Annotated in this window: 29 protein-coding genes; 27 read left to right on the top strand and 2 right to left on the bottom strand. The window is 58.0% G+C overall.

What is annotated here, in order from left to right:
* Positions 1 to 37: 37 nt before the first annotated feature.
* On the bottom strand, positions 38 to 388 hold the full coding sequence (locus QE453_RS18265; RefSeq protein ID WP_244404862.1) for a VOC family protein: 351 nt from the start codon (positions 386 to 388) through the stop codon (positions 38 to 40).
* A 12-nt stretch (positions 389 to 400) separates the two neighbouring features.
* Complete coding sequence (locus tag QE453_RS18260; protein WP_003523731.1) at positions 401 to 694, bottom strand: hypothetical protein; 294 nt, start codon at positions 692 to 694, stop codon at positions 401 to 403.
* A 527-nt stretch (positions 695 to 1221) separates the two neighbouring features.
* Between QE453_RS18260 and rpsL the strand changes: the two genes are divergently transcribed.
* The 27 genes from rpsL (at position 1222) to QE453_RS18125 (ending at position 17910) form a co-directional block, all read left to right on the top strand.
* On the top strand, positions 1222 to 1593 hold the full coding sequence (rpsL, locus tag QE453_RS18255) for a 30S ribosomal protein S12 (RefSeq protein ID WP_003507760.1): 372 nt from the start codon (positions 1222 to 1224) through the stop codon (positions 1591 to 1593).
* 76 nt (positions 1594 to 1669) lie between these two features.
* Entirely contained in the window at positions 1670 to 2140 is a 471-nt protein-coding gene (gene rpsG / locus QE453_RS18250) for a 30S ribosomal protein S7 (RefSeq protein WP_004442621.1), read from the top strand.
* A gap of 34 nt (positions 2141 to 2174) precedes the next feature.
* Positions 2175 to 4274, top strand: coding sequence for an elongation factor G (gene fusA, locus QE453_RS18245; protein ID WP_004442619.1), 2100 nt, complete (start codon positions 2175 to 2177; stop codon positions 4272 to 4274).
* Between the two features lie 65 nt (positions 4275 to 4339).
* The gene (tuf, locus tag QE453_RS18240) at positions 4340 to 5515 is read left to right on the top strand and encodes an elongation factor Tu (protein WP_004442617.1); all 1176 of its coding nucleotides are present in this window, start codon (positions 4340 to 4342) and stop codon (positions 5513 to 5515) included.
* Positions 5516 to 5826: 311 nt separating this feature from the next.
* The gene (rpsJ, locus tag QE453_RS18235; protein ID WP_003507767.1) at positions 5827 to 6135 is read left to right on the top strand and encodes a 30S ribosomal protein S10; all 309 of its coding nucleotides are present in this window, start codon (positions 5827 to 5829) and stop codon (positions 6133 to 6135) included.
* 168 nt (positions 6136 to 6303) lie between these two features.
* Positions 6304 to 6945: a 50S ribosomal protein L3 gene (gene rplC, locus QE453_RS18230; RefSeq protein ID WP_004442604.1), complete on the top strand. Its 642-nt coding sequence runs from the start codon at positions 6304 to 6306 to the stop codon at positions 6943 to 6945.
* Between the two features lie 12 nt (positions 6946 to 6957).
* The gene (gene rplD, locus QE453_RS18225; RefSeq protein ID WP_003495173.1) at positions 6958 to 7578 is read left to right on the top strand and encodes a 50S ribosomal protein L4; all 621 of its coding nucleotides are present in this window, start codon (positions 6958 to 6960) and stop codon (positions 7576 to 7578) included.
* Positions 7575 to 7868 (top strand): 50S ribosomal protein L23, encoded by a 294-nt coding sequence (locus QE453_RS18220; protein ID WP_003521003.1) that lies wholly within the window; start codon positions 7575 to 7577, stop codon positions 7866 to 7868. Before rplD ends, QE453_RS18220 begins: the two co-directional genes overlap by 4 nt.
* A gap of 43 nt (positions 7869 to 7911) precedes the next feature.
* Positions 7912 to 8748 carry a 50S ribosomal protein L2 gene (gene rplB, locus QE453_RS18215; RefSeq protein ID WP_003521004.1) on the top strand — a complete coding sequence of 279 codons (837 nt, stop codon included), beginning with the start codon at positions 7912 to 7914 and terminating at the stop codon, positions 8746 to 8748.
* A gap of 15 nt (positions 8749 to 8763) precedes the next feature.
* Positions 8764 to 9042, top strand: a complete 279-nt coding sequence (gene rpsS, locus QE453_RS18210) for a 30S ribosomal protein S19 (protein ID WP_003507772.1) — start codon at positions 8764 to 8766, stop codon at positions 9040 to 9042.
* 2 nt (positions 9043 to 9044) lie between these two features.
* Entirely contained in the window at positions 9045 to 9434 is a 390-nt protein-coding gene (gene rplV, locus QE453_RS18205) for a 50S ribosomal protein L22 (RefSeq protein ID WP_003521005.1), read from the top strand.
* Complete coding sequence (gene rpsC / locus QE453_RS18200) at positions 9434 to 10165, top strand: 30S ribosomal protein S3 (protein ID WP_004442600.1); 732 nt, start codon at positions 9434 to 9436, stop codon at positions 10163 to 10165. The genes rplV and rpsC overlap by 1 nt, the downstream gene beginning before the upstream one ends.
* Positions 10166 to 10203: 38 nt before the next feature.
* Complete coding sequence (gene rplP, locus QE453_RS18195) at positions 10204 to 10617, top strand: 50S ribosomal protein L16 (RefSeq protein ID WP_003495190.1); 414 nt, start codon at positions 10204 to 10206, stop codon at positions 10615 to 10617.
* A gap of 12 nt (positions 10618 to 10629) precedes the next feature.
* On the top strand, positions 10630 to 10830 hold the full coding sequence (gene rpmC, locus QE453_RS18190) for a 50S ribosomal protein L29 (RefSeq protein WP_003495193.1): 201 nt from the start codon (positions 10630 to 10632) through the stop codon (positions 10828 to 10830).
* Positions 10831 to 10841: 11 nt separating this feature from the next.
* Complete coding sequence (gene rpsQ, locus QE453_RS18185; protein ID WP_003495195.1) at positions 10842 to 11078, top strand: 30S ribosomal protein S17; 237 nt, start codon at positions 10842 to 10844, stop codon at positions 11076 to 11078.
* Positions 11079 to 11312: 234 nt separating this feature from the next.
* A complete protein-coding gene (gene rplN / locus QE453_RS18180) occupies positions 11313 to 11681 on the top strand; it encodes a 50S ribosomal protein L14 (RefSeq protein ID WP_003495199.1) in 369 nt (122 codons plus the stop codon).
* A gap of 12 nt (positions 11682 to 11693) precedes the next feature.
* Entirely contained in the window at positions 11694 to 12002 is a 309-nt protein-coding gene (gene rplX, locus QE453_RS18175) for a 50S ribosomal protein L24 (protein ID WP_003521006.1), read from the top strand.
* Complete coding sequence (gene rplE, locus QE453_RS18170) at positions 11995 to 12549, top strand: 50S ribosomal protein L5 (RefSeq protein ID WP_003495201.1); 555 nt, start codon at positions 11995 to 11997, stop codon at positions 12547 to 12549. The genes rplX and rplE overlap by 8 nt, the downstream gene beginning before the upstream one ends.
* Before the next feature lie 33 nt (positions 12550 to 12582).
* On the top strand, positions 12583 to 12888 hold the full coding sequence (gene rpsN / locus QE453_RS18165) for a 30S ribosomal protein S14 (protein WP_004442591.1): 306 nt from the start codon (positions 12583 to 12585) through the stop codon (positions 12886 to 12888).
* A gap of 12 nt (positions 12889 to 12900) precedes the next feature.
* Positions 12901 to 13299 carry a 30S ribosomal protein S8 gene (gene rpsH, locus QE453_RS18160; protein ID WP_004442588.1) on the top strand — a complete coding sequence of 133 codons (399 nt, stop codon included), beginning with the start codon at positions 12901 to 12903 and terminating at the stop codon, positions 13297 to 13299.
* A gap of 43 nt (positions 13300 to 13342) precedes the next feature.
* The gene (gene rplF / locus QE453_RS18155; RefSeq protein WP_003495204.1) at positions 13343 to 13876 is read left to right on the top strand and encodes a 50S ribosomal protein L6; all 534 of its coding nucleotides are present in this window, start codon (positions 13343 to 13345) and stop codon (positions 13874 to 13876) included.
* Positions 13877 to 13888: 12 nt separating this feature from the next.
* Entirely contained in the window at positions 13889 to 14251 is a 363-nt protein-coding gene (rplR, locus tag QE453_RS18150; RefSeq protein ID WP_003507787.1) for a 50S ribosomal protein L18, read from the top strand.
* 119 nt (positions 14252 to 14370) lie between these two features.
* A complete protein-coding gene (rpsE, locus tag QE453_RS18145; protein ID WP_004442585.1) occupies positions 14371 to 14940 on the top strand; it encodes a 30S ribosomal protein S5 in 570 nt (189 codons plus the stop codon).
* Positions 14941 to 14951: 11 nt separating this feature from the next.
* On the top strand, positions 14952 to 15158 hold the full coding sequence (gene rpmD, locus QE453_RS18140) for a 50S ribosomal protein L30 (RefSeq protein WP_003495212.1): 207 nt from the start codon (positions 14952 to 14954) through the stop codon (positions 15156 to 15158).
* Positions 15159 to 15174: 16 nt separating this feature from the next.
* Positions 15175 to 15654 (top strand): 50S ribosomal protein L15, encoded by a 480-nt coding sequence (rplO, locus tag QE453_RS18135; RefSeq protein WP_003521009.1) that lies wholly within the window; start codon positions 15175 to 15177, stop codon positions 15652 to 15654.
* A gap of 328 nt (positions 15655 to 15982) precedes the next feature.
* Positions 15983 to 17323 (top strand): preprotein translocase subunit SecY, encoded by a 1341-nt coding sequence (secY, locus tag QE453_RS18130; protein ID WP_004442582.1) that lies wholly within the window; start codon positions 15983 to 15985, stop codon positions 17321 to 17323.
* The gene (locus QE453_RS18125) at positions 17320 to 17910 is read left to right on the top strand and encodes an adenylate kinase (RefSeq protein WP_003507790.1); all 591 of its coding nucleotides are present in this window, start codon (positions 17320 to 17322) and stop codon (positions 17908 to 17910) included. The genes secY and QE453_RS18125 overlap by 4 nt, the downstream gene beginning before the upstream one ends.
* Positions 17911 to 18111: the final 201 nt, after the last annotated feature.

Genomic DNA, 18111 nt, shown 5'->3' with positions numbered 1-18111 from the left:
CTTTTAAGAATCAATACTATTATTCAGAATATATATTCTATAAGTGACTTAATATATTGACAAGCTTTCCAAAAGGGTCGCGTACGAACATGCGACGTACGCCCCAGGACTCGACGGTGGGGCCGTATTCTATCGGCAGTCCGGCTGCGACGATCCGGTCGCGGACCTCGTCGAAATTGTCGACTTCTATGGAGAAGTCCGGCACATCTGTGCCGGAACCGCCTTCGCGCGCAAAGCTTAGCTGCGCCGGCGCCTTGAGCGGGCTGGCATGGGTGACGATCCAGCCGTGATCCATGGCGACCGGCATGCCGAGGATATCGCCATAAAAGACCTGCGCCAGCGCGGGGTCGGAGGTAGCGATGTTGGCGACGACACGTCTGACCGCCATGGCCAAGGCTCTTCAGGCGAAGCGGATGATGGCGACTTCGCCTTCGAGCGCGCCCTGATAGGCCGAGGCGTGCGGCTCTTCATCGGGAATTTCGGTCAGCATGCCGATCTGGTCGAGATCGGCTTCGATGAAGCCTTCCTCGGAAAGCGCATTCAGCGTTTCGCGAACGGCTGTGTCGTCATCCGGCGCCCTGAGGATGACGTGAATGTCGATACCCTCGGAGTTGTCGGTTTCGTAAGCCTTGCCGATGACGATGAAGACCATCGGCTCGTCGCGTCCGTTGTCGTTGTCGGGGAGGGTGCTCATGACGCGGTTCCTTGATCTTTCGTTGCTGTCATCAGGGCAGGGGGAATCGGTTCCGCCCGCGGGGCGGCCATGTCCGGCCAGCCTGAGGGAATCAATAGACGGATTTTATGAAAAGCCAAAGGCCGGAGGTTAAAATCGCTGCCGTTGATGCCGACTTATGGTATAGGGAGGGGGAAATGGCGTTGCGGTGGCGTTCGTGGCCCCGGGCGCGGGCGCAAAATGCGGATTCACCCTTGACGAAAGCTGGCTAAAACAGTAGTACGCCCGCCATCGGAGCCTCTGTGGGTGCTGGCCGTTCGGTAAGCTTTTTCCCGAACATCATCTCAAACGGGTCTCCATTGCACGTAGAAGACACGAATGTTGCACGCAAGACGCCTCATCCGGTGTCCTCTGCTCTTGGTGGTCCATCCGTGAAACCGGATCGGGCCACGTTTTGCGCATGAGGATATATGCGTGCATCGTCGCCGGCAACGGCATAGCCGCCACCCGTGAGGGTGGCTAAAGTAGTTTTTGCAAGGGATGGTTATATGCCTACCGTAAACCAGCTGATCCGCAAGCCTCGCCAGGCACAGGTAAAGCGCAACAAGGTTCCTGCCCTGCAGGAAAACCCGCAGAAGCGTGGTGTTTGCACCCGCGTTTACACGACGACCCCGAAGAAGCCGAACTCGGCTCTGCGTAAGGTTGCCAAGATCCGCCTCACCAACGGCTTCGAAGTCATCGGCTACATTCCTGGCGAAGGTCACAACCTTCAGGAACACTCTGTCGTCATGATCCGCGGCGGCCGCGTGAAGGACTTGCCGGGCGTTCGTTACCACATCATCCGCGGTGTTCTCGATACCCAGGGCGTCAAGAACCGCAAGCAGCGCCGTTCGAAGTACGGTGCGAAGCGTCCGAAGTAATTTCGGCAACAACAATTCGGCGCTGCGCGAGGTTCTCCGCGTGGTATAGCGTCAATAACATTGAGAGACAAAAAGTATGTCCCGTCGCCATAGTGCAGAAAAGCGTGAGATCAACCCGGATCCGAAGTTCGGTGATCTGGTCGTCACCAAGTTCATGAACGCCATCATGCTTCACGGCAAGAAGTCGGTAGCAGAAAGCATCGTTTACGGCGCGTTCGACGTCGTTCAGGGCAAGACGAAGCAGGAGCCGCTCGCCGTGTTCCATTCGGCCCTCGACAATGTTGCGCCGCATGTTGAAGTGCGTTCGCGCCGCGTTGGTGGTGCGACATACCAGGTTCCGGTTGATGTTCGTCCCGAGCGTCGCCAGGCCCTCGCAATCCGCTGGTTGATCACTGCTGCGCGCAAGCGCAACGAAACGACCATGATCGATCGCCTCTCCGGCGAACTCATGGACGCTGCGAACAACCGCGGCTCCGCCGTCAAGAAGCGTGAAGACACGCACAAGATGGCCGACGCTAACCGCGCATTCTCGCATTACCGCTGGTAATCTTAACCGATCGCATATCGAAAGGCAGTCCATTATGGCTCGCGAATATAAAATCGAAGACTACCGCAATTTCGGTATCATGGCGCATATCGACGCCGGCAAGACGACCACCACCGAGCGTATTCTCTATTACACCGGTAAGTCGCACAAGATCGGCGAAGTTCACGATGGCGCAGCCACGATGGACTGGATGGAGCAGGAGCAGGAGCGTGGTATCACCATCACGTCCGCTGCGACCACGACCTTCTGGAAGGGCCGTGACGGCAAGACCCGCCGCTTCAACATCATCGACACCCCCGGCCACGTTGACTTCACCATCGAAGTCGAGCGTTCGCTGCGCGTTCTCGACGGCGCCATCGCGCTGCTCGACGCCAACGCCGGTGTTGAGCCGCAGACGGAAACCGTCTGGCGTCAGGCTGAGAAGTATCATGTTCCGCGCATGATCTTCTGCAACAAGATGGACAAGACCGGTGCTGACTTCTACCGCTCGGTAGAAATGATCAAGACCCGTCTCGGCGCCACTGCCGTTGTCATGCAGCTGCCGATCGGCGCTGAGACCGAGTTCAAGGGCGTTATCGACCTGATCGAGATGAATGCTCTCGTATGGCGCGACGAGTCGCTCGGCGCCCAGTGGGACGTCGTCGAGATCCCCGAGGACATGAAGGCCAAGGCTGAAGAATATCGCGAAAAGCTGATCGAGACGGTTGTCGAGATCGACGAAGAAGCGATGGAAGCCTACCTCGAAGGCAACTACCCGGACAACGACAAGATTCGTGAACTCGTTCGCCGCGGCACCATCGACGTGAAGTTCCACCCGATGTTCTGCGGTACCGCGTTCAAGAACAAGGGCGTTCAGCCGCTCCTCGACGCCGTTGTCGACTATCTGCCTTCGCCGCTGGACATCCCGGCGATCAAGGGCATCGACGCCAAGACGGAAGCCGAAATCGAGCGTCACGCTGACGATTCCGAGCCGCTTTCCATGCTCGCGTTCAAGATCATGAACGACCCCTTCGTTGGTTCGCTCACTTTCGCACGCATCTACTCGGGCAAGCTCGAAAAGGGCACGTCTGTCATGAATACGGTCAAGGACAAGCGCGAGCGCGTCGGCCGTATGCTTCAGATGCACTCCAACAGCCGTGAAGACATCGAAGAAGCCTATGCAGGCGACATCGTTGCTCTGGCTGGCCTCAAGGAAACCACCACTGGCGATACGCTCTGCGATCCGCTGAAGCCGGTTATCCTCGAGCGCATGGAATTCCCCGAGCCGGTCATCCAGATCGCGATCGAGCCAAAGACCAAGGGCGACCAGGAAAAGATGGGCCTCGCGCTCAACCGTCTGGCTGCTGAAGATCCGTCCTTCCGCGTCAAGACCGACGACGAATCCGGCCAGACCATCATTGCCGGCATGGGCGAACTTCACCTGGACATCATCGTTGACCGTATGCGTCGCGAGTTCAAGGTTGAAGCAACCGTCGGTGCTCCGCAGGTTGCCTACCGCGAAACGATCACGCGTCAGCACGAAGAAGACTACACGCACAAGAAGCAGTCCGGTGGTACCGGTCAGTTCGCTCGCGTGAAGATCATCTTCGAACCGAACCCCGAAGGCGAAGACTTCAAGTTCGAGTCGAAGATCGTCGGTGGTGCTGTTCCGAAGGAATACATCCCGGGCGTTCAGAAGGGTATCGAAAGCGTTCTGTCTTCCGGTCCGCTGGCTGGCTTCCCGATGCTCGGCGTCAAGGCGACGCTGGTCGACGGTGCATTCCACGATGTTGACTCGTCGGTTCTCGCCTTCGAAATCGCATCGCGTGCCTGCTTCCGTGAAGCAGCCAAGAAGGCTGGTGCACAGCTTCTCGAGCCGATGATGAAGGTCGAAGTCGTAACGCCGGAAGACTATGTCGGCGACGTTATCGGCGACCTGAACTCCCGTCGTGGTCAGATCCAGGGCCAGGAAAGCCGTGGTATCGCCGTCGTCATCAACGCGCATGTTCCGCTCGCGAACATGTTCAAGTACGTCGATAACCTGCGCTCCATGTCGCAGGGTCGCGCTCAGTACTCGATGACGTTCGATCACTATTCGCCGGTTCCGTCGAACGTGGCGCAGGAAATCCAGGCAAAGTACTCCGGTCAGAAGTGATCGGGGTACGCCCCACCGAATTTTGAAGATTATTCCCGTCACGGGACAAGAATGGAGAGCCACTAATGGCAAAGAGCAAGTTTGAGCGGACGAAGCCGCACGTCAACATTGGCACGATCGGTCACGTTGACCATGGCAAGACGTCGCTGACGGCAGCAATCACGAAGTTCTTCGGCGAGTTCAAGGCGTATGACCAGATCGACGCGGCTCCTGAAGAGAAGGCTCGTGGTATCACGATCTCGACGGCACACGTTGAGTACGAGACGGCCAACCGTCACTACGCTCACGTTGACTGCCCCGGCCACGCCGACTACGTGAAGAACATGATCACCGGTGCTGCCCAGATGGACGGCGCGATCCTGGTTTGCTCCGCCGCTGACGGCCCGATGCCGCAGACGCGCGAGCACATCCTGCTTGCCCGTCAGGTTGGCGTTCCGGCCATCGTCGTGTTCCTCAACAAGGTCGACCAGGTTGACGACGCCGAGCTTCTCGAGCTCGTCGAGCTTGAAGTTCGCGAACTTCTGTCGTCCTACGACTTCCCGGGCGACGATATTCCGATCATCAAGGGTTCGGCGCTTGCCGCTCTTGAAGATTCCGACAAGAAGATCGGTGAAGACGCGATCCGCGAGCTGATGGCTGCGGTTGACGCCTACATCCCGACGCCTGAGCGTCCGATCGACCAGCCGTTCCTGATGCCGATCGAAGACGTGTTCTCGATCTCGGGCCGTGGTACGGTTGTGACGGGTCGCGTTGAGCGCGGTATCGTCAAGGTTGGTGAAGAAGTCGAAATCGTCGGCATCCGTCCGACCTCGAAGACGACTGTTACCGGCGTTGAAATGTTCCGCAAGCTGCTCGACCAGGGCCAGGCTGGCGACAACATCGGTGCACTTGTTCGCGGTGTTAACCGTGACGGCGTCGAGCGTGGTCAGATCCTGTGCAAGCCGGGTTCGGTAAAGCCGCACAAGAAGTTCAAGGCAGAAGCCTACATCCTGACGAAGGAAGAAGGCGGCCGTCATACGCCGTTCTTCACGAACTACCGTCCGCAGTTCTACTTCCGCACGACGGACGTTACGGGCATCGTTACGCTTCCGGAAGGCACGGAAATGGTTATGCCTGGCGACAACGTCACCGTTGACGTCGAGCTGATCGTTCCGATCGCGATGGAAGAAAAGCTGCGCTTCGCTATCCGCGAAGGCGGCCGTACCGTCGGCGCCGGCATCGTTGCCTCGATCGTCGAGTAATCTCGACCGTTGAAATTCAGGCTGGCGGCGGTGTGAACAGCACCGCCGCCGGACTTTTGGTAAAAAGCCTGGCGGCGTTGCATTTTTAGTGCTTGAAAAATTCGGTGAAAGCGCGTAAACGCGCACTCACATTCACCGCTGGATTCGCAAGCGATTGCGGAACGCGGTGTTTTTAGCAATACAGACTACTGAAATGATTGGGGTGCGACGCGCATTCCTCTCGATTTTTGAAAATCTGCGGCGCCACGATCAATAGAAGTTCATGTGTTTCCGCGTGCGGAAACGAATAACAAAGAACAAGGACAAGACGAATGAACGGCCAGAATATCCGTATCCGCCTCAAGGCGTTCGATCACCGGATCCTCGATGCCTCTACCCGTGAAATCGTGTCGACCGCAAAGCGCACCGGCGCCAGCGTTCGCGGCCCGGTTCCGCTCCCCACCCGCATCGAAAAGTTTACTGTCAACCGCTCTCCCCACGTTGACAAGAAGAGCCGTGAACAGTTCGAAATGCGGACGCACAAGCGTCTTCTCGATATCGTTGACCCCACCCCGCAGACTGTCGATGCCCTTATGAAGCTCGACCTCGCTGCTGGCGTTGACGTGGAAATCAAGCTCTAAGACCCGGCCCGAACCATTTAAGGTAAGGGCTGAAATAACAAGGAAGGTACGTGGAGCAATCCAACGACTTCCAAACCGGAGACCGGAAACATCGTGAGATGTCGAAGGGCACTCCTTAACAAAGGCCAGAGAGGGTTTTCCCTTCAAGGCTCGCAAGAGGATGAACCAATGCGTTCAGGTGTGATTGCACAGAAAGTGGGTATGACACGCGTCTATAACGACGCAGGTGAACATATCCCTGTAACAGTATTGCGACTGGATAACGTACAAGTCGTTGCCCAGCGCACGGAAGACAAGAATGGCTACACCGCAGTTCAGCTCGGTGCCGGCCAGTCCAAGGTCAAGAACACGACGAAGGCGCTTCGCGGTCACTTTGCCGCTGCCAATGTCGAACCGAAGGCAAAGCTCGTCGAGTTCCGGGTTTCCCCCGAGAACCTGATCGACATCGGTGCAACACTGACCGCAAATCATTTTCAGACCGGCCAGCTGGTCGATGTCACCGGAACCACGATCGGTAAGGGTTTCGCCGGTGCCATGAAGCGTCACAACTTCGGTGGTGGCCGCGCTTCGCACGGTAACTCGATCTCGCACCGTGCACACGGTTCGACTGGTTCCAACCAGGATCCGGGTCGCGTCTGGAAGGGCAAGCGCATGGCTGGTCATATGGGCCAGACCCGCGTTACGACCCAGAACCTCGAAGTCGTTTCGACTGATGAAGACCGTGGCCTCATCCTCGTGAAGGGTGCAGTTCCCGGCTCGAAGGGTTCCTGGATCATCGTCCGCGACGCCGTCAAGTCGGCTGCGAAGTAAGGGAGCCTTATCATGGAATTGAACGTCAAGACCCTCGAGGGAAAAGACGCCGGCAAGGTTTCTCTGTCGGATGAGATCTTCGGCCTCGACCCCCGCCAGGACATTCTGGCCCGCATGGTTCGCTGGCAGCTTGCAAAGAAGCAGCAGGGAACCCACAAGTCCAAGAACCGGTCGGAAGTTTCCCGCACCGGCGCGAAGATGTACAAGCAGAAGGGTACGGGCCGCGCTCGTCACCATTCGGCTCGCGCACCGCAGTTCCGCGGCGGCGGCAAGGCCCACGGCCCGGTTGTTCGCAGCCACGCCCATGACCTTCCCAAGAAGGTTCGTGCGCTCGCCCTGCGTCACGCCCTGTCTGCAAAGCTGAAGGCTGAAGAACTGATCATCGTCGATCAGCTCGTCGCGTCCGAAGCAAAGACCAAGGCTCTGCTGGGCAGCTTCGCTTCGCTTGGCCTGACCAACGCTCTCGTTATCGGCGGCGCCGAACTTGATGGCAACTTCAAGCTCGCTGCTCAGAACATCCCGAACGTGGACGTTCTGCCGGTACAGGGCATCAATGTTTACGACATCCTGCGCCGTGGCAAGCTGGTGCTTTCCAAGGCTGCTGTAGAGGCTCTGGAGGAGCGGTTCAAATGACGGATCTTCGCCACTACGATGTGATCGTATCTCCTTCGATCACGGAAAAGTCGACGCTGGTATCCGAACAGAACCAGGTCGTATTCAACGTCGCCAAGAATGCTTCCAAGCCTGAAATCAAGGCTGCCGTGGAAGCTCTCTTCGGCGTCAAAGTCACGGCTGTGAACACGCTTATCCGCAAGGGTAAGACCCGTCGTTTCCGTGGGTTCGCCGGTAAGCTGAAGGACGTCAAGAAAGCCGTCGTCACGCTCGCCGAAGGTCAATCCATCGACGTGTCCACCGGACTCTAAAGGTTAGGCCCAAGCGGGCAAAGACCCAAAAGGGAACAATAAAATGGCATTGAAAAGTTTCAATCCGACCACACCGAGCCAGCGCCAGCTGGTTATCGTGGACCGCGCTTCGCTCTACAAGGGCAAGCCGGTAAAGGCTCTCACCCAGGGCCTCAGCTCCAAGGGTGGCCGTAACAACCAGGGCCGGATCACCGTCCGTTTCCAGGGTGGCGGTCACAAGCGGACCTACCGTCTGGTTGACTTCAAGCGTCGCAAGTTCGACGTTGAAGGCACCGTTGAACGTCTGGAATACGACCCCAACCGCACCGCGTTCATCGCGCTGGTTACGTATACCGACGGCGAACAGGCTTACATTCTCGCGCCACAGCGTCTCGCTGCTGGTGACAAGGTGATCGCCTCCGACAAGGCAGTGGACGTGAAGCCCGGCAACACCATGCCGCTTCAGTACATTCCGGTCGGTTCGATCATCCACAACGTCGAGATGAAGCCGGGCAAGGGCGGTCAGATCGCTCGCTCCGCCGGTACGTATGTCCAGCTCGTCGGCCGCGATGCCGGCATGGCCATCCTGCGTCTCAACTCGGGCGAACAGCGTCTGGTGCACGGCTCCTGCCTCGCATCGATCGGCGCTGTTTCGAACTCTGACCACGCCAACATCAACGACGGCAAGGCCGGTCGTTCCCGTTGGCGCGGCAAGCGTCCGCACGTTCGCGGCGTCGTCATGAACCCGGTCGACCACCCGCACGGTGGTGGTGAAGGTCGCACGTCGGGTGGTCGCCACCCGGTTACTCCGTGGGGCAAGCCCACGAAGGGCAAGCGCACCCGTTCGAACAAGTCGACCGACAAGTTCATCATGCGCTCGCGCCATCAGCGTAAGAAGTAAGAGAGGTAGTCACTAATGGCTCGTTCAGTATGGAAAGGTCCGTTTGTTGACGGCTATCTTCTCACCAAGGCTGAGAAGGTGCGCGAGAGCGGACGTAACGAAGTAATCAAGATCTGGAGCCGTCGCTCCACGATCCTGCCGCAGTTCGTTGGTCTGACCTTCGGCGTCTACAACGGCAGCAAGCATGTGCCCGTCTCCGTTAACGAAGACATGGTCGGACACAAGTTCGGTGAATTCTCTCCGACCCGTACCTATTACGGTCACGGCGCGGACAAGAAGGCAAAGAGGAAGTAATCATGGCGAAGGCTAAGACCGAACGCCGGCTGAAGGACAACGAGGCTCAGGCCGTTGCCCGTACGCTCCGCGTCAGCCCCCAGAAACTGAACCTGGTTGCCGCTCTTATCCGTGGCAAGAAGGTTGATCGCGCTCTCGCCGAGCTCGAATTCTCCCGCAAGCGCATTGCAGGCACCGTCAAGAAGACGCTGGAATCTGCAATTGCCAATGCGGAAAACAACCACGACCTCGACGTCGACGCTCTCGTCGTCGCCGAGGCCTATGTTGGCAAGTCCATCACCATGAAGCGTTTCCACGCTCGTGGCCGTGGTCGTGCTTCCCGCATTGAAAAGCCGTTCGCTCACCTCACGATCGTTGTTCGTGAAGTCGAGGAAAAAGGGGAGGCCGCATAATGGGTCAGAAAATCAATCCGATCGGCTTCCGCCTCGGCATCAACCGTACCTGGGATAGCCGCTGGTACGCTGACACCGCAGAATACGGCAAGCTGCTGCATGAAGACCTGAAGATCCGGGCTTACCTGATCAAGGAACTCAAGCAGGCCGGTATCGCAAAGGTCGTCATCGAGCGTCCGCACAAGAAGTGCCGCGTCACGATCCACTCGGCTCGTCCGGGTCTGATCATCGGCAAGAAGGGTGCAGACATCGAGAAGCTTCGCAAGAAGCTTTCCGAGATGACCAACTCCGAAACGCACCTCAACATCGTTGAAGTGCGCAAGCCGGAAATTGACGCGACGCTGGTTGCCCAGTCGATCGCTCAGCAGCTCGAGCGCCGCGTGGCTTTCCGCCGTGCGATGAAGCGTGCTGTTCAGTCCGCAATGCGTCTTGGCGCCGAAGGCATCAAGATCACCTGCGGCGGCCGTCTTGGCGGTGCTGAAATCGCTCGTACCGAATGGTACCGCGAAGGTCGCGTTCCGTTGCACACGCTGCGTGCGGACATCGACTACGGCACGGCTGAAGCTGAAACCGCATTCGGCATCTGCGGCATCAAGGTCTGGATCTTCAAGGGCGAAATCCTTGAGCACGATCCGATGGCTTCTGAGCGTCGCGGTCTCGAAGGCGACGCACAGGGCCCTGCAAGCCGTGAGCGTGGCGATCGTGGCGATCGTCGTCGCGAAAACGCTTGATTGACGCTGGCGAAAGATAAGCTCGGAGAAGTAAGAAAATGTTGCAGCCAAAGCGTACTAAGTACCGTAAGCAGTTCAAGGGACGCATCAAGGGCGTCGCCAAGGGCGGCTTTGACCTGGCATTCGGTGAATTCGGCTTGAAGTCGCAGGAACCGAACCGCGTGAATGCACGCGAGATCGAAGCGGCCCGCCGCGCGATCACGCGTTACATGAAGCGCGCAGGTCGCGTGTGGATCCGCGTATTCCCCGACGTTCCGGTTACGGCCAAGCCGACCGAAGTTCGTATGGGTAAGGGCAAGGGTTCGGTCGATTACTGGGCATGCAAGGTCAAGCCCGGTCGTATGATGTTCGAGATCGACGGTGTGTCCGAGGAGATCGCCCGTGAGGCGCTTCGTCTCGGCGCTGCCAAGCTCTCGGTCAAGACGCGCTTCGTACAGCGCATCGCAGAGTAAGGAGCAAGGCACATGAAAGCCGATGAAGTTCGCGGCCTCAGCGCCGACCAGCTCAAGGACAAGCTCGCCGATCTGAAGAAGGAGCAGTTCAACCTGCGCTTCCAGAAGGCAACTGGTCAGCTGGAGAAGTCCTCGCGCATCAACGAAGTCCGCAAGGATATCGCCCGCGTTAAAACCATTGCCCGCCAGAAGGCGGCAGAAGCCAAGGCCTAAGGAAGAATAATATGCCGAAACGCATTCTGCAGGGCGTCGTTGTGTCCGACAAGAACGAGAAGACTGTCGTAGTTCGTGTTGAGCGTCGATTCGCTCACCCGCTGCTTCAGAAGACCGTTCGTCGTTCGAAGAAGTACAAGGCACACGACGAAAACAATCAGTATAAGGTCGGCGATGTCGTTTCCATCGAGGAATGCGCACCGATCTCCAAGGATAAGCGCTGGACGGTCGTTTCCGCCCAGGCTTAATTTCATCAGAATCGCGCCAGGTGTCTTGCACTTGGCGCGAATTCCTGTATGAAGCAGCGCAAGGACGCTCGTGACCCGGGCGTCTTTTGCTTTGATGCGCACGGAAGGTCCTTCGGGAAACCACCCTGTCACGATTTTTCCGCGCAAAAAAAGAGATATTCATAAGCTGGAGCAGGGGGCTCGCTCGGGAGAGTTTGCCCAACCGTTCCGGTAACAACAAGAAGGCGACCTGACATGATTCAGATGCAAACAAACCTCGACGTGGCGGATAATTCCGGCGCACGTCGTGTCATGTGCATCAAGGTGCTGGGCGGCTCGAAGCGCAAATATGCTTCTGTTGGCGACATTATTGTCGTTTCCATCAAGGAAGCTATTCCGCGCGGCCGCGTCAAGAAGGGCGACGTGATGAAGGCGGTTGTCGTGCGCACCGCCAAGGACATCCGCCGCGCTGACGGCAGCGTCATCCGTTTCGATAACAACGCAGCCGTTCTTATCGACAACAAGAAAGAGCCCATCGGCACCCGTATCTTCGGACCGGTTCCGCGCGAACTTCGCGCCAAGAACCACATGAAGATCATCTCGCTGGCTCCGGAAGTACTGTAAGGAGCGTATGCGATGCAGAAAATTCGTAAAGGCGACAAGGTTGTCGTATTGACCGGTAAGGACAAGGGCCGTACCGGCGAAGTAATCCAGGTTTTGCCGAAGGAAGACCGGGCCGTTGTGCGTGGCGTAAACATGGTGAAGCGTCACCAGCGCCAGACCCAGGCCCAGGAAGCCGGCATCATCAACAAGGAAGCATCCTTGCACATCTCCAACATCGCCATCGTCGACAAGGATGGCAAGCCGACCCGCGTTGGCTTCTCGGTTGTGGATGGCAAGAAGGTCCGCGTGGCCAAGCGTTCGGGAGAAGTGATCGATGGCTGATAAGTACGAGCCGCGTCTCAAGACGGAATACGTTTCCCGTATCCGTGGCGCCATGCAGGAGAAGTTCTCCTACGCAAACGTCATGATGATCCCGAAGCTTGAAAAGATCGTGATCAACATGGGCGTTGGCGAAGCGACTGCCGACTCCAAGAAGCCCACGATCGCTGCCGGTGACCTGGCTGCGATTGCCGGCCAGAAGCCGGTCGTTACCCGCGCTCGCAACTCGATCGCTGGTTTCAAGGTTCGCGAAGGCATGCCGATCGGTGCGAAGGTTACCCTTCGTGGCGCCCGCATGTACGAATTCCTTGATCGTCTGGTCAACATCGCGCTGCCGCGCGTTCGCGACTTCCGGGGCCTGAACCCGAAGAGCTTTGACGGCCGTGGCAACTTCGCCATGGGCATCAAGGAACACATTGTGTTCCCTGAGATCAACTACGATAAGGTTGATCAGATGTGGGGCATGGACATCATCGTTTGCACGACGGCGACGTCGGACGACGAAGCTCGGGCTCTGCTGACAGAGTTCAACTTCCCGTTCCGTCACTAACCGTAACGACGAGCGTAGAAAAGGAACTCCGATATGGCGAAAACAAGCGCAGTTGAAAAGAACAAGCGCCGCCGCAAGTCGGTCGCCCAGCAGGCCAGCAAGCGCGCGGCCCTCAAGGCGATCGTGATGAACCAGTCCCTTCCGATCGAAGAGCGGTTCAAGGCCACCCTGAAGCTCGCTTCGCTGCCGCGTGACGGCTCGAAGACGCGTATCCGCAACCGCTGCGAAGTAACGGGCCGTCCGCGCGCGTTCTATCGCAAGCTCAAGATGTCGCGTATCGCGCTTCGTGAGCTGGGCAATTCCGGCAAGGTGCCGGGCATTGTCAAGTCGAGCTGGTAAGGAGACGGGCACATGACCATGACTGATCCTTTGGGTGATATGCTCACCCGCATCCGCAATGGTGCTGCTCGCCGTAAGTCTTCGGTAAGCACGCCTGCTTCCAGCCTCCGCGCACGCGTTCTCGACGTGCTGCAGTCTGAAGGCTACATTCGCGGTTATTCCAAGGTCGATTTCGAAAACGGCAAGTCCGAATTCACCATCGAGCTGAAGTACTACGAAGGCGCGTCCGTGATCCGTGAGATCGGCCGCGTTTCCAAGCCGGGCCGCCGGGTTTATGTCTCGGTAAAGTCCATTCCGCAGGTCGCGAACGGCCTCGGCATCACCATCCTTTCGACCCCGAAGGGCGTGATGGCCGATCACCAGGCTCGCGAACAGAACGTTGGTGGCGAGGTTCTTTGCTCGGTCTTCTAAGACCCGCGCAAGGATCTCCATAACGAACAGACAGGATTGAATAATGTCTCGTATCGGTAAAAAGCCCGTTCCGGTTCCCGCAGGTGTGACGGCCAATGTCGACGGCCAGAAGGTTACTGCTAAGGGCCCGAAGGGTGAACTGTTTTTCGTCGCTAACGACGACATTCAGCTGAAGCTCGAAGATAACGGCGTTTCCGTAACGCCGGCTAACGGCACCAAGGAAGCTCGTTCGAAGTGGGGCATGTCCCGCACGATGATCGAGAACATCTTCAAGGGTGTTAAGGACGGCTATGAGCGCAAGCTCGAAATCAACGGCGTTGGTTACCGTGCCGCCATGCAGGGCAAGAACCTGCAGCTGGCTCTCGGTTTCAGCCACGACGTTGTGTACGAGCCTCCGGTCGGCATCACCATTGCCGTTCCGAAGCCGACGGAAATCATCGTTTCCGGCATCAACAAGCAGCAGGTTGGCCAGGTTGCCGCGGAAATCCGCGAATACCGCGGTCCCGAGCCCTACAAGGGCAAGGGCGTAAAGTACGCTGAAGAGCGTATTGTACGCAAAGAAGGCAAGAAGAAGTAAGGATCACGCGAAATGGCTAGCAGGAAAGAAGCACTTGCACGTCGCGCGAGCCGTGTGCGCCGCCAGATCAAGGCGGTTGCCAACGGCCGCCCGCGCCTGTCGGTTCATCGCTCGTCGAAGAACATCTACGCCCAGATCATCGATGACGTTGCTGGCAAGACGCTTGCGTCTGCCTCCACGCTCGAAGCCGATCTGCGCGGCTCGCTCAAGACCGGCGCCGACGTTGCAGCAGCAGCTGTTGTCGGCAAGCTGGTTGCCGAGCGCGGCGTCAAGGCTGGCGTCAAGGATGTTGTATTCGACCGTGGCGCGTTCATCTATCACGGCCGTATCAAGGCTCTGGCAGATGCAGCCCGCGAAAGCGGCCTGAACTTCTGATTTTTTTCCGCCCGGACATCGATCCGGGCGGAATTTCACCGGACCATGCGGATCTCGTCTTCGAGGCCGCTGGTCTTTTCGTTTGCCGTTCCACCCGTAAAAGAAAAAGGACAAGGACAATGGCACAGGATAAAAGAGGTTCCCGCGAAGAGCGTCAGAACCGCGAAGAGCGCGATAGCGAATTCGTCGACAAGCTGGTCGCGATCAACCGCGTTGCAAAGGTTGTTAAGGGCGGCCGTCGTTTCGGCTTCGCCGCTCTCGTCGTCGTTGGCGACCAGAAGGGCCGCGTTGGTTTCGGTCACGGCAAGGCTCGTGAAGTTCCGGAAGCGATCCGCAAGGCAACTGAAAGCGCAAAGCGCGATCTGATCTTCGTTCCGCTGCGCGATGGCCGCACGCTGCATCACGACGTCAATGGCCGTCACGGCGCAGGCAAGGTTCTGCTGCGTTCGGCCAAGGCCGGTACCGGTATCATCGCCGGTGGTCCGATGCGCGCCGTTTTCGAAACGCTCGGCGTTCATGACGTTGTTGCCAAGTCGACTGGTTCTTCGAACCCGTACAACATGGTTCGCGCGACGTTCGACGCTCTGAAGCATCAGGTTCATCCGAAGGACATCGCTGCACAGCGCGGTCTGAAGTATGCGACCCTTCAGGCTCGTCGTGCCGCTTCCGGCAACGCTTCTGAAGAATAAGGAGCTGGATCATGGCCAAGAAAACTACTGAAGCCAAGAAGACTGTTACGGTCGAACAGATCGGCAGCCCTATTCGCCGCCCGGCAATCCAGCGTCAGACGCTGGTGGGTCTGGGTCTCAACAAGATGCATCGTCAGCGTACCCTGGAAGACACTCCGGCGGTTCGCGGCATGATCCGTGCGGTCCAGCATCTCGTTCGCGTCGTTGACGAGAAGTGAGACGGAGTAACCTATCATGAAACTCAATGAAATCAGAGACAACGAAGGCGCCTCCAAGGATCGTATCCGCGTAGGTCGCGGTATCGGTTCCGGCAAGGGCAAGACCGGTGGTCGCGGTGTGAAGGGTCAGAAGGCTCGTTCGGGCGTCGCCATCAACGGCTTCGAAGGCGGTCAGATGCCCATCTACCGTCGTCTGCCGAAGCGCGGTTTCAACAACATCTTCGCTTCCGAATATGTCGTCGTATCGCTCGGCCGCATTCAGACCGCCATCGACGCCAAGAAGCTTGACGCTTCCGCAACGATCGATGCTGCTGCTCTCAAGGCTGCCGGCGTTATCCGCCGCGCCAAGGACGGCGTTCGTATTCTCGCCGACGGCGAGCTGAAGGCTAAGGTCGCTTTTGAAGTTGCCGGTGCTTCCAAGCCCGCAATCGAAAAGATCGAAAAGGCTGGCGGCTCGATCAAGCTTCTCGCAGTTGCAGCAGAAGCCGCCGAGTAATATATAGACTTCAGGCGCCCGGGGCTTGTCGCTCCGGGCGTTTGCGCTCCCTGGCCACTGTTGCTTTCGATCTAAATCGATTTATAGAGCATCAGGGAAATCTCTTCGCGGTGTGCTTCCTTGGCCCCGCTTGCGGCAGAAAGTGCTGCAGGGAGAGCCTCACAGTTCTTGAACTTCCATAGGGGAGGGGATAGGACATAAAAAACAGGGTGAGGCATGATGGCGGCGCAGAGCCGCGTTTGTCCGAAGCCCGGTTTTGACCAGTATCTTTTAGACCTTTCCGCATCGGCCGGTTGCGCTGGCTGGCAAGGGTCATTCGGAGAAATTTATGGCTTCAGCAGCGGAACAACTGGCTTCGAACCTGAATTTTTCGACCTTCGCTAAGGCGGAGGATCTGAAAAAGCGTCTCTGGTTTACTCTTGCCGCACTTCTCGTCTACCGTCTCGGCACCCATATTCCGCTTCCGGGCCTGAACCCTGAAGCCTATGCGCAGGCCTTCCGTGGCCAGGCCAACGGTATTCTCGGTCTTTTCAACATGTTTGCGGGTGGGGCTGTCGAGCGCATGGCGATTTTCGCCCTCGGCATTATGCCTTACATCTCCGCTTCGATCATCGTACAGCTCATGACCTCGGTCGTGCCTTCGCTCGAAGCGTTGAAGAAGGAAGGCGAAGCCGGCCGCAAGATCATCAACCAGTACACCCGTTACGGCACGGTGCTCCTCGGCACGCTGCAGGCCTATGGCATTGCGGTCGGCCTCGAAAGCGGTAACGGCCTTGTCGTTGATCCGGGCTGGTTCTTCCGCATTTCCACCGTCATCACGCTGCTCGGCGGCACGATGTTCCTGATGTGGCTCGGCGAACAGATCACCTCGCGCGGTATCGGCAACGGTATTTCGCTGATCATCTTCGCGGGCATTGCCGCCGGTCTGCCCAAGGCCCTGGCCGGCACGCTGGAACTCGGCCGCACCGGTGCGCTTTCGACCCCGCTCATCCTGACGGTCGTCGTCGTTGCAATCGGCGTCATTGCCCTCATCGTCTTCGTGGAGCGTGCGCAGCGCCGTCTGTTGATCCAATATCCGAAGCGACAGGTCGGGAACCGCATGTTCCAGGGCGATACCTCGCACCTGCCGCTGAAGCTTAACACGGCCGGCGTCATTCCTGCGATCTTCGCATCGTCGCTGCTGCTTCTGCCGGCAACGGCTGCAGGCTTTGCGGGTAACACCAACCTGCCGACCTGGGCGACCTCGATCATCGCCTCGCTGCAACACGGCCAGCCGCTGTTCATGGCGCTTTATGGCCTGCTGATTGCTTTCTTCGCCTTCTTCTACACGGCGATCGTATTCAATCCGAAGGATACGGCTGACAATCTCAAGAAGCATGGCGGCTTCATTCCGGGCATCCGCCCGGGCGAGCGCACTGCGGAGTACATTGATTACGTTCTGACCCGCATCACTGTGGTCGGCGCGATTTATCTGGTCTTCGTCTGTATCCTTCCTGAGACACTTATCGCACGTACGGGCATTCCATTAGCCCTTGGTGGTACTTCGCTTTTGATCGTTGTCAGTGTAACTCTGGATACGGTTGCGCAGATTCAGGGTCACCTGATCGCCCAGCAGTATGAAGGTCTGATCAAGAAGTCGAAGTTGCGTGGAGGAAAGAGGGGACGATGAGACTGATATTTTTGGGTCCGCCGGGTGCGGGCAAGGGAACCCAGGCCAAGCGGCTTACTGACAAGTACGGGATCCCCCAGCTTTCAACCGGTGACATGCTGCGCGCTGCGGTCAGCGCGGGCACCGAAATCGGCAAGCGCGCCAAGGCCGTCATGGACGCCGGCGGGCTGGTATCCGACGATATCGTCAATCAGATCGTTTCCGAGCGTATCGAAGCTCCCGACTGTGCCAAGGGCTTCATTCTCGACGGTTATCCGCGCACCGTTCCGCAGGCGAAGGCGCTTGCCGACAACATGCGCAAGAAGAACCTGGTGCTCGACGCCGTCATCGAACTCAAGGTGGACGAAGAGGCTCTGATTCGCCGAATCGAAAATCGCGTGGCTGAAACCATTGCCGCCGGCGGTACTGTTCGCTCTGACGATAATCCGGAAGCTTTCCGCAAGCGCCTGACGGAATATCGCGAAAAGACTGCGCCGCTGTCCGCTTATTACAGCGAACAGGGCGAACTGGTGACGCTGGATGGCATGGCAGATGTCGATGCCGTCACCGAGGCCATCGAGCGCGTTCTCGAGAAAGCCTCTGCCTGATCGAAGGAATGAATGGGCGAGGACTGCGTTCTTGCCCATCTTCCTTTTCGAAAGGCGGCTGATCCCTTGGATCGCAAAAGAATCTTGGCGGAGCCGGTTGCTTTTTTGCGCTGATTCCGTTAAACACCGCGCCAACTCGCGACATCCCAAGCGACTGGCGCGGATTTCCCTTAGGGAAGGGAGATCCGGGTTCGGTCGTTT

Source organism: Agrobacterium sp. SORGH_AS_0440, from assembly GCF_031453135.1.
GTDB lineage: Bacteria > Pseudomonadota > Alphaproteobacteria > Rhizobiales > Rhizobiaceae > Agrobacterium > Agrobacterium pusense.
The sequence above is the reverse complement of the archived record's forward strand: the minus strand, read 5'-3'. Positions and strand labels throughout refer to the sequence as shown.

What these genes read in the sequence shown, in the direction of transcription:
- QE453_RS18265 (WP_244404862.1), bottom strand. Translation starts at nt 388, where the DNA reads ATGGCGGTCAGACGTGTCGTCGCCAACATCGCTACCTCCGACCCCGCG.
- QE453_RS18260 (WP_003523731.1), bottom strand. Translation starts at nt 694, where the DNA reads ATGAGCACCCTCCCCGACAACGACAACGGACGCGACGAGCCGATGGTC.
- rpsL (WP_003507760.1), top strand. Translation starts at nt 1,222, where the DNA reads ATGCCTACCGTAAACCAGCTGATCCGCAAGCCTCGCCAGGCACAGGTA.
- rpsG (WP_004442621.1), top strand. Translation starts at nt 1,670, where the DNA reads ATGTCCCGTCGCCATAGTGCAGAAAAGCGTGAGATCAACCCGGATCCG.
- fusA (WP_004442619.1), top strand. Translation starts at nt 2,175, where the DNA reads ATGGCTCGCGAATATAAAATCGAAGACTACCGCAATTTCGGTATCATG.
- tuf (WP_004442617.1), top strand. Translation starts at nt 4,340, where the DNA reads ATGGCAAAGAGCAAGTTTGAGCGGACGAAGCCGCACGTCAACATTGGC.
- rpsJ (WP_003507767.1), top strand. Translation starts at nt 5,827, where the DNA reads ATGAACGGCCAGAATATCCGTATCCGCCTCAAGGCGTTCGATCACCGG.
- rplC (WP_004442604.1), top strand. Translation starts at nt 6,304, where the DNA reads ATGCGTTCAGGTGTGATTGCACAGAAAGTGGGTATGACACGCGTCTAT.
- rplD (WP_003495173.1), top strand. Translation starts at nt 6,958, where the DNA reads ATGGAATTGAACGTCAAGACCCTCGAGGGAAAAGACGCCGGCAAGGTT.
- QE453_RS18220 (WP_003521003.1), top strand. Translation starts at nt 7,575, where the DNA reads ATGACGGATCTTCGCCACTACGATGTGATCGTATCTCCTTCGATCACG.
- rplB (WP_003521004.1), top strand. Translation starts at nt 7,912, where the DNA reads ATGGCATTGAAAAGTTTCAATCCGACCACACCGAGCCAGCGCCAGCTG.
- rpsS (WP_003507772.1), top strand. Translation starts at nt 8,764, where the DNA reads ATGGCTCGTTCAGTATGGAAAGGTCCGTTTGTTGACGGCTATCTTCTC.
- rplV (WP_003521005.1), top strand. Translation starts at nt 9,045, where the DNA reads ATGGCGAAGGCTAAGACCGAACGCCGGCTGAAGGACAACGAGGCTCAG.
- rpsC (WP_004442600.1), top strand. Translation starts at nt 9,434, where the DNA reads ATGGGTCAGAAAATCAATCCGATCGGCTTCCGCCTCGGCATCAACCGT.
- rplP (WP_003495190.1), top strand. Translation starts at nt 10,204, where the DNA reads ATGTTGCAGCCAAAGCGTACTAAGTACCGTAAGCAGTTCAAGGGACGC.
- rpmC (WP_003495193.1), top strand. Translation starts at nt 10,630, where the DNA reads ATGAAAGCCGATGAAGTTCGCGGCCTCAGCGCCGACCAGCTCAAGGAC.
- rpsQ (WP_003495195.1), top strand. Translation starts at nt 10,842, where the DNA reads ATGCCGAAACGCATTCTGCAGGGCGTCGTTGTGTCCGACAAGAACGAG.
- rplN (WP_003495199.1), top strand. Translation starts at nt 11,313, where the DNA reads ATGATTCAGATGCAAACAAACCTCGACGTGGCGGATAATTCCGGCGCA.
- rplX (WP_003521006.1), top strand. Translation starts at nt 11,694, where the DNA reads ATGCAGAAAATTCGTAAAGGCGACAAGGTTGTCGTATTGACCGGTAAG.
- rplE (WP_003495201.1), top strand. Translation starts at nt 11,995, where the DNA reads ATGGCTGATAAGTACGAGCCGCGTCTCAAGACGGAATACGTTTCCCGT.
- rpsN (WP_004442591.1), top strand. Translation starts at nt 12,583, where the DNA reads ATGGCGAAAACAAGCGCAGTTGAAAAGAACAAGCGCCGCCGCAAGTCG.
- rpsH (WP_004442588.1), top strand. Translation starts at nt 12,901, where the DNA reads ATGACCATGACTGATCCTTTGGGTGATATGCTCACCCGCATCCGCAAT.
- rplF (WP_003495204.1), top strand. Translation starts at nt 13,343, where the DNA reads ATGTCTCGTATCGGTAAAAAGCCCGTTCCGGTTCCCGCAGGTGTGACG.
- rplR (WP_003507787.1), top strand. Translation starts at nt 13,889, where the DNA reads ATGGCTAGCAGGAAAGAAGCACTTGCACGTCGCGCGAGCCGTGTGCGC.
- rpsE (WP_004442585.1), top strand. Translation starts at nt 14,371, where the DNA reads ATGGCACAGGATAAAAGAGGTTCCCGCGAAGAGCGTCAGAACCGCGAA.
- rpmD (WP_003495212.1), top strand. Translation starts at nt 14,952, where the DNA reads ATGGCCAAGAAAACTACTGAAGCCAAGAAGACTGTTACGGTCGAACAG.
- rplO (WP_003521009.1), top strand. Translation starts at nt 15,175, where the DNA reads ATGAAACTCAATGAAATCAGAGACAACGAAGGCGCCTCCAAGGATCGT.
- secY (WP_004442582.1), top strand. Translation starts at nt 15,983, where the DNA reads ATGGCTTCAGCAGCGGAACAACTGGCTTCGAACCTGAATTTTTCGACC.
- QE453_RS18125 (WP_003507790.1), top strand. Translation starts at nt 17,320, where the DNA reads ATGAGACTGATATTTTTGGGTCCGCCGGGTGCGGGCAAGGGAACCCAG.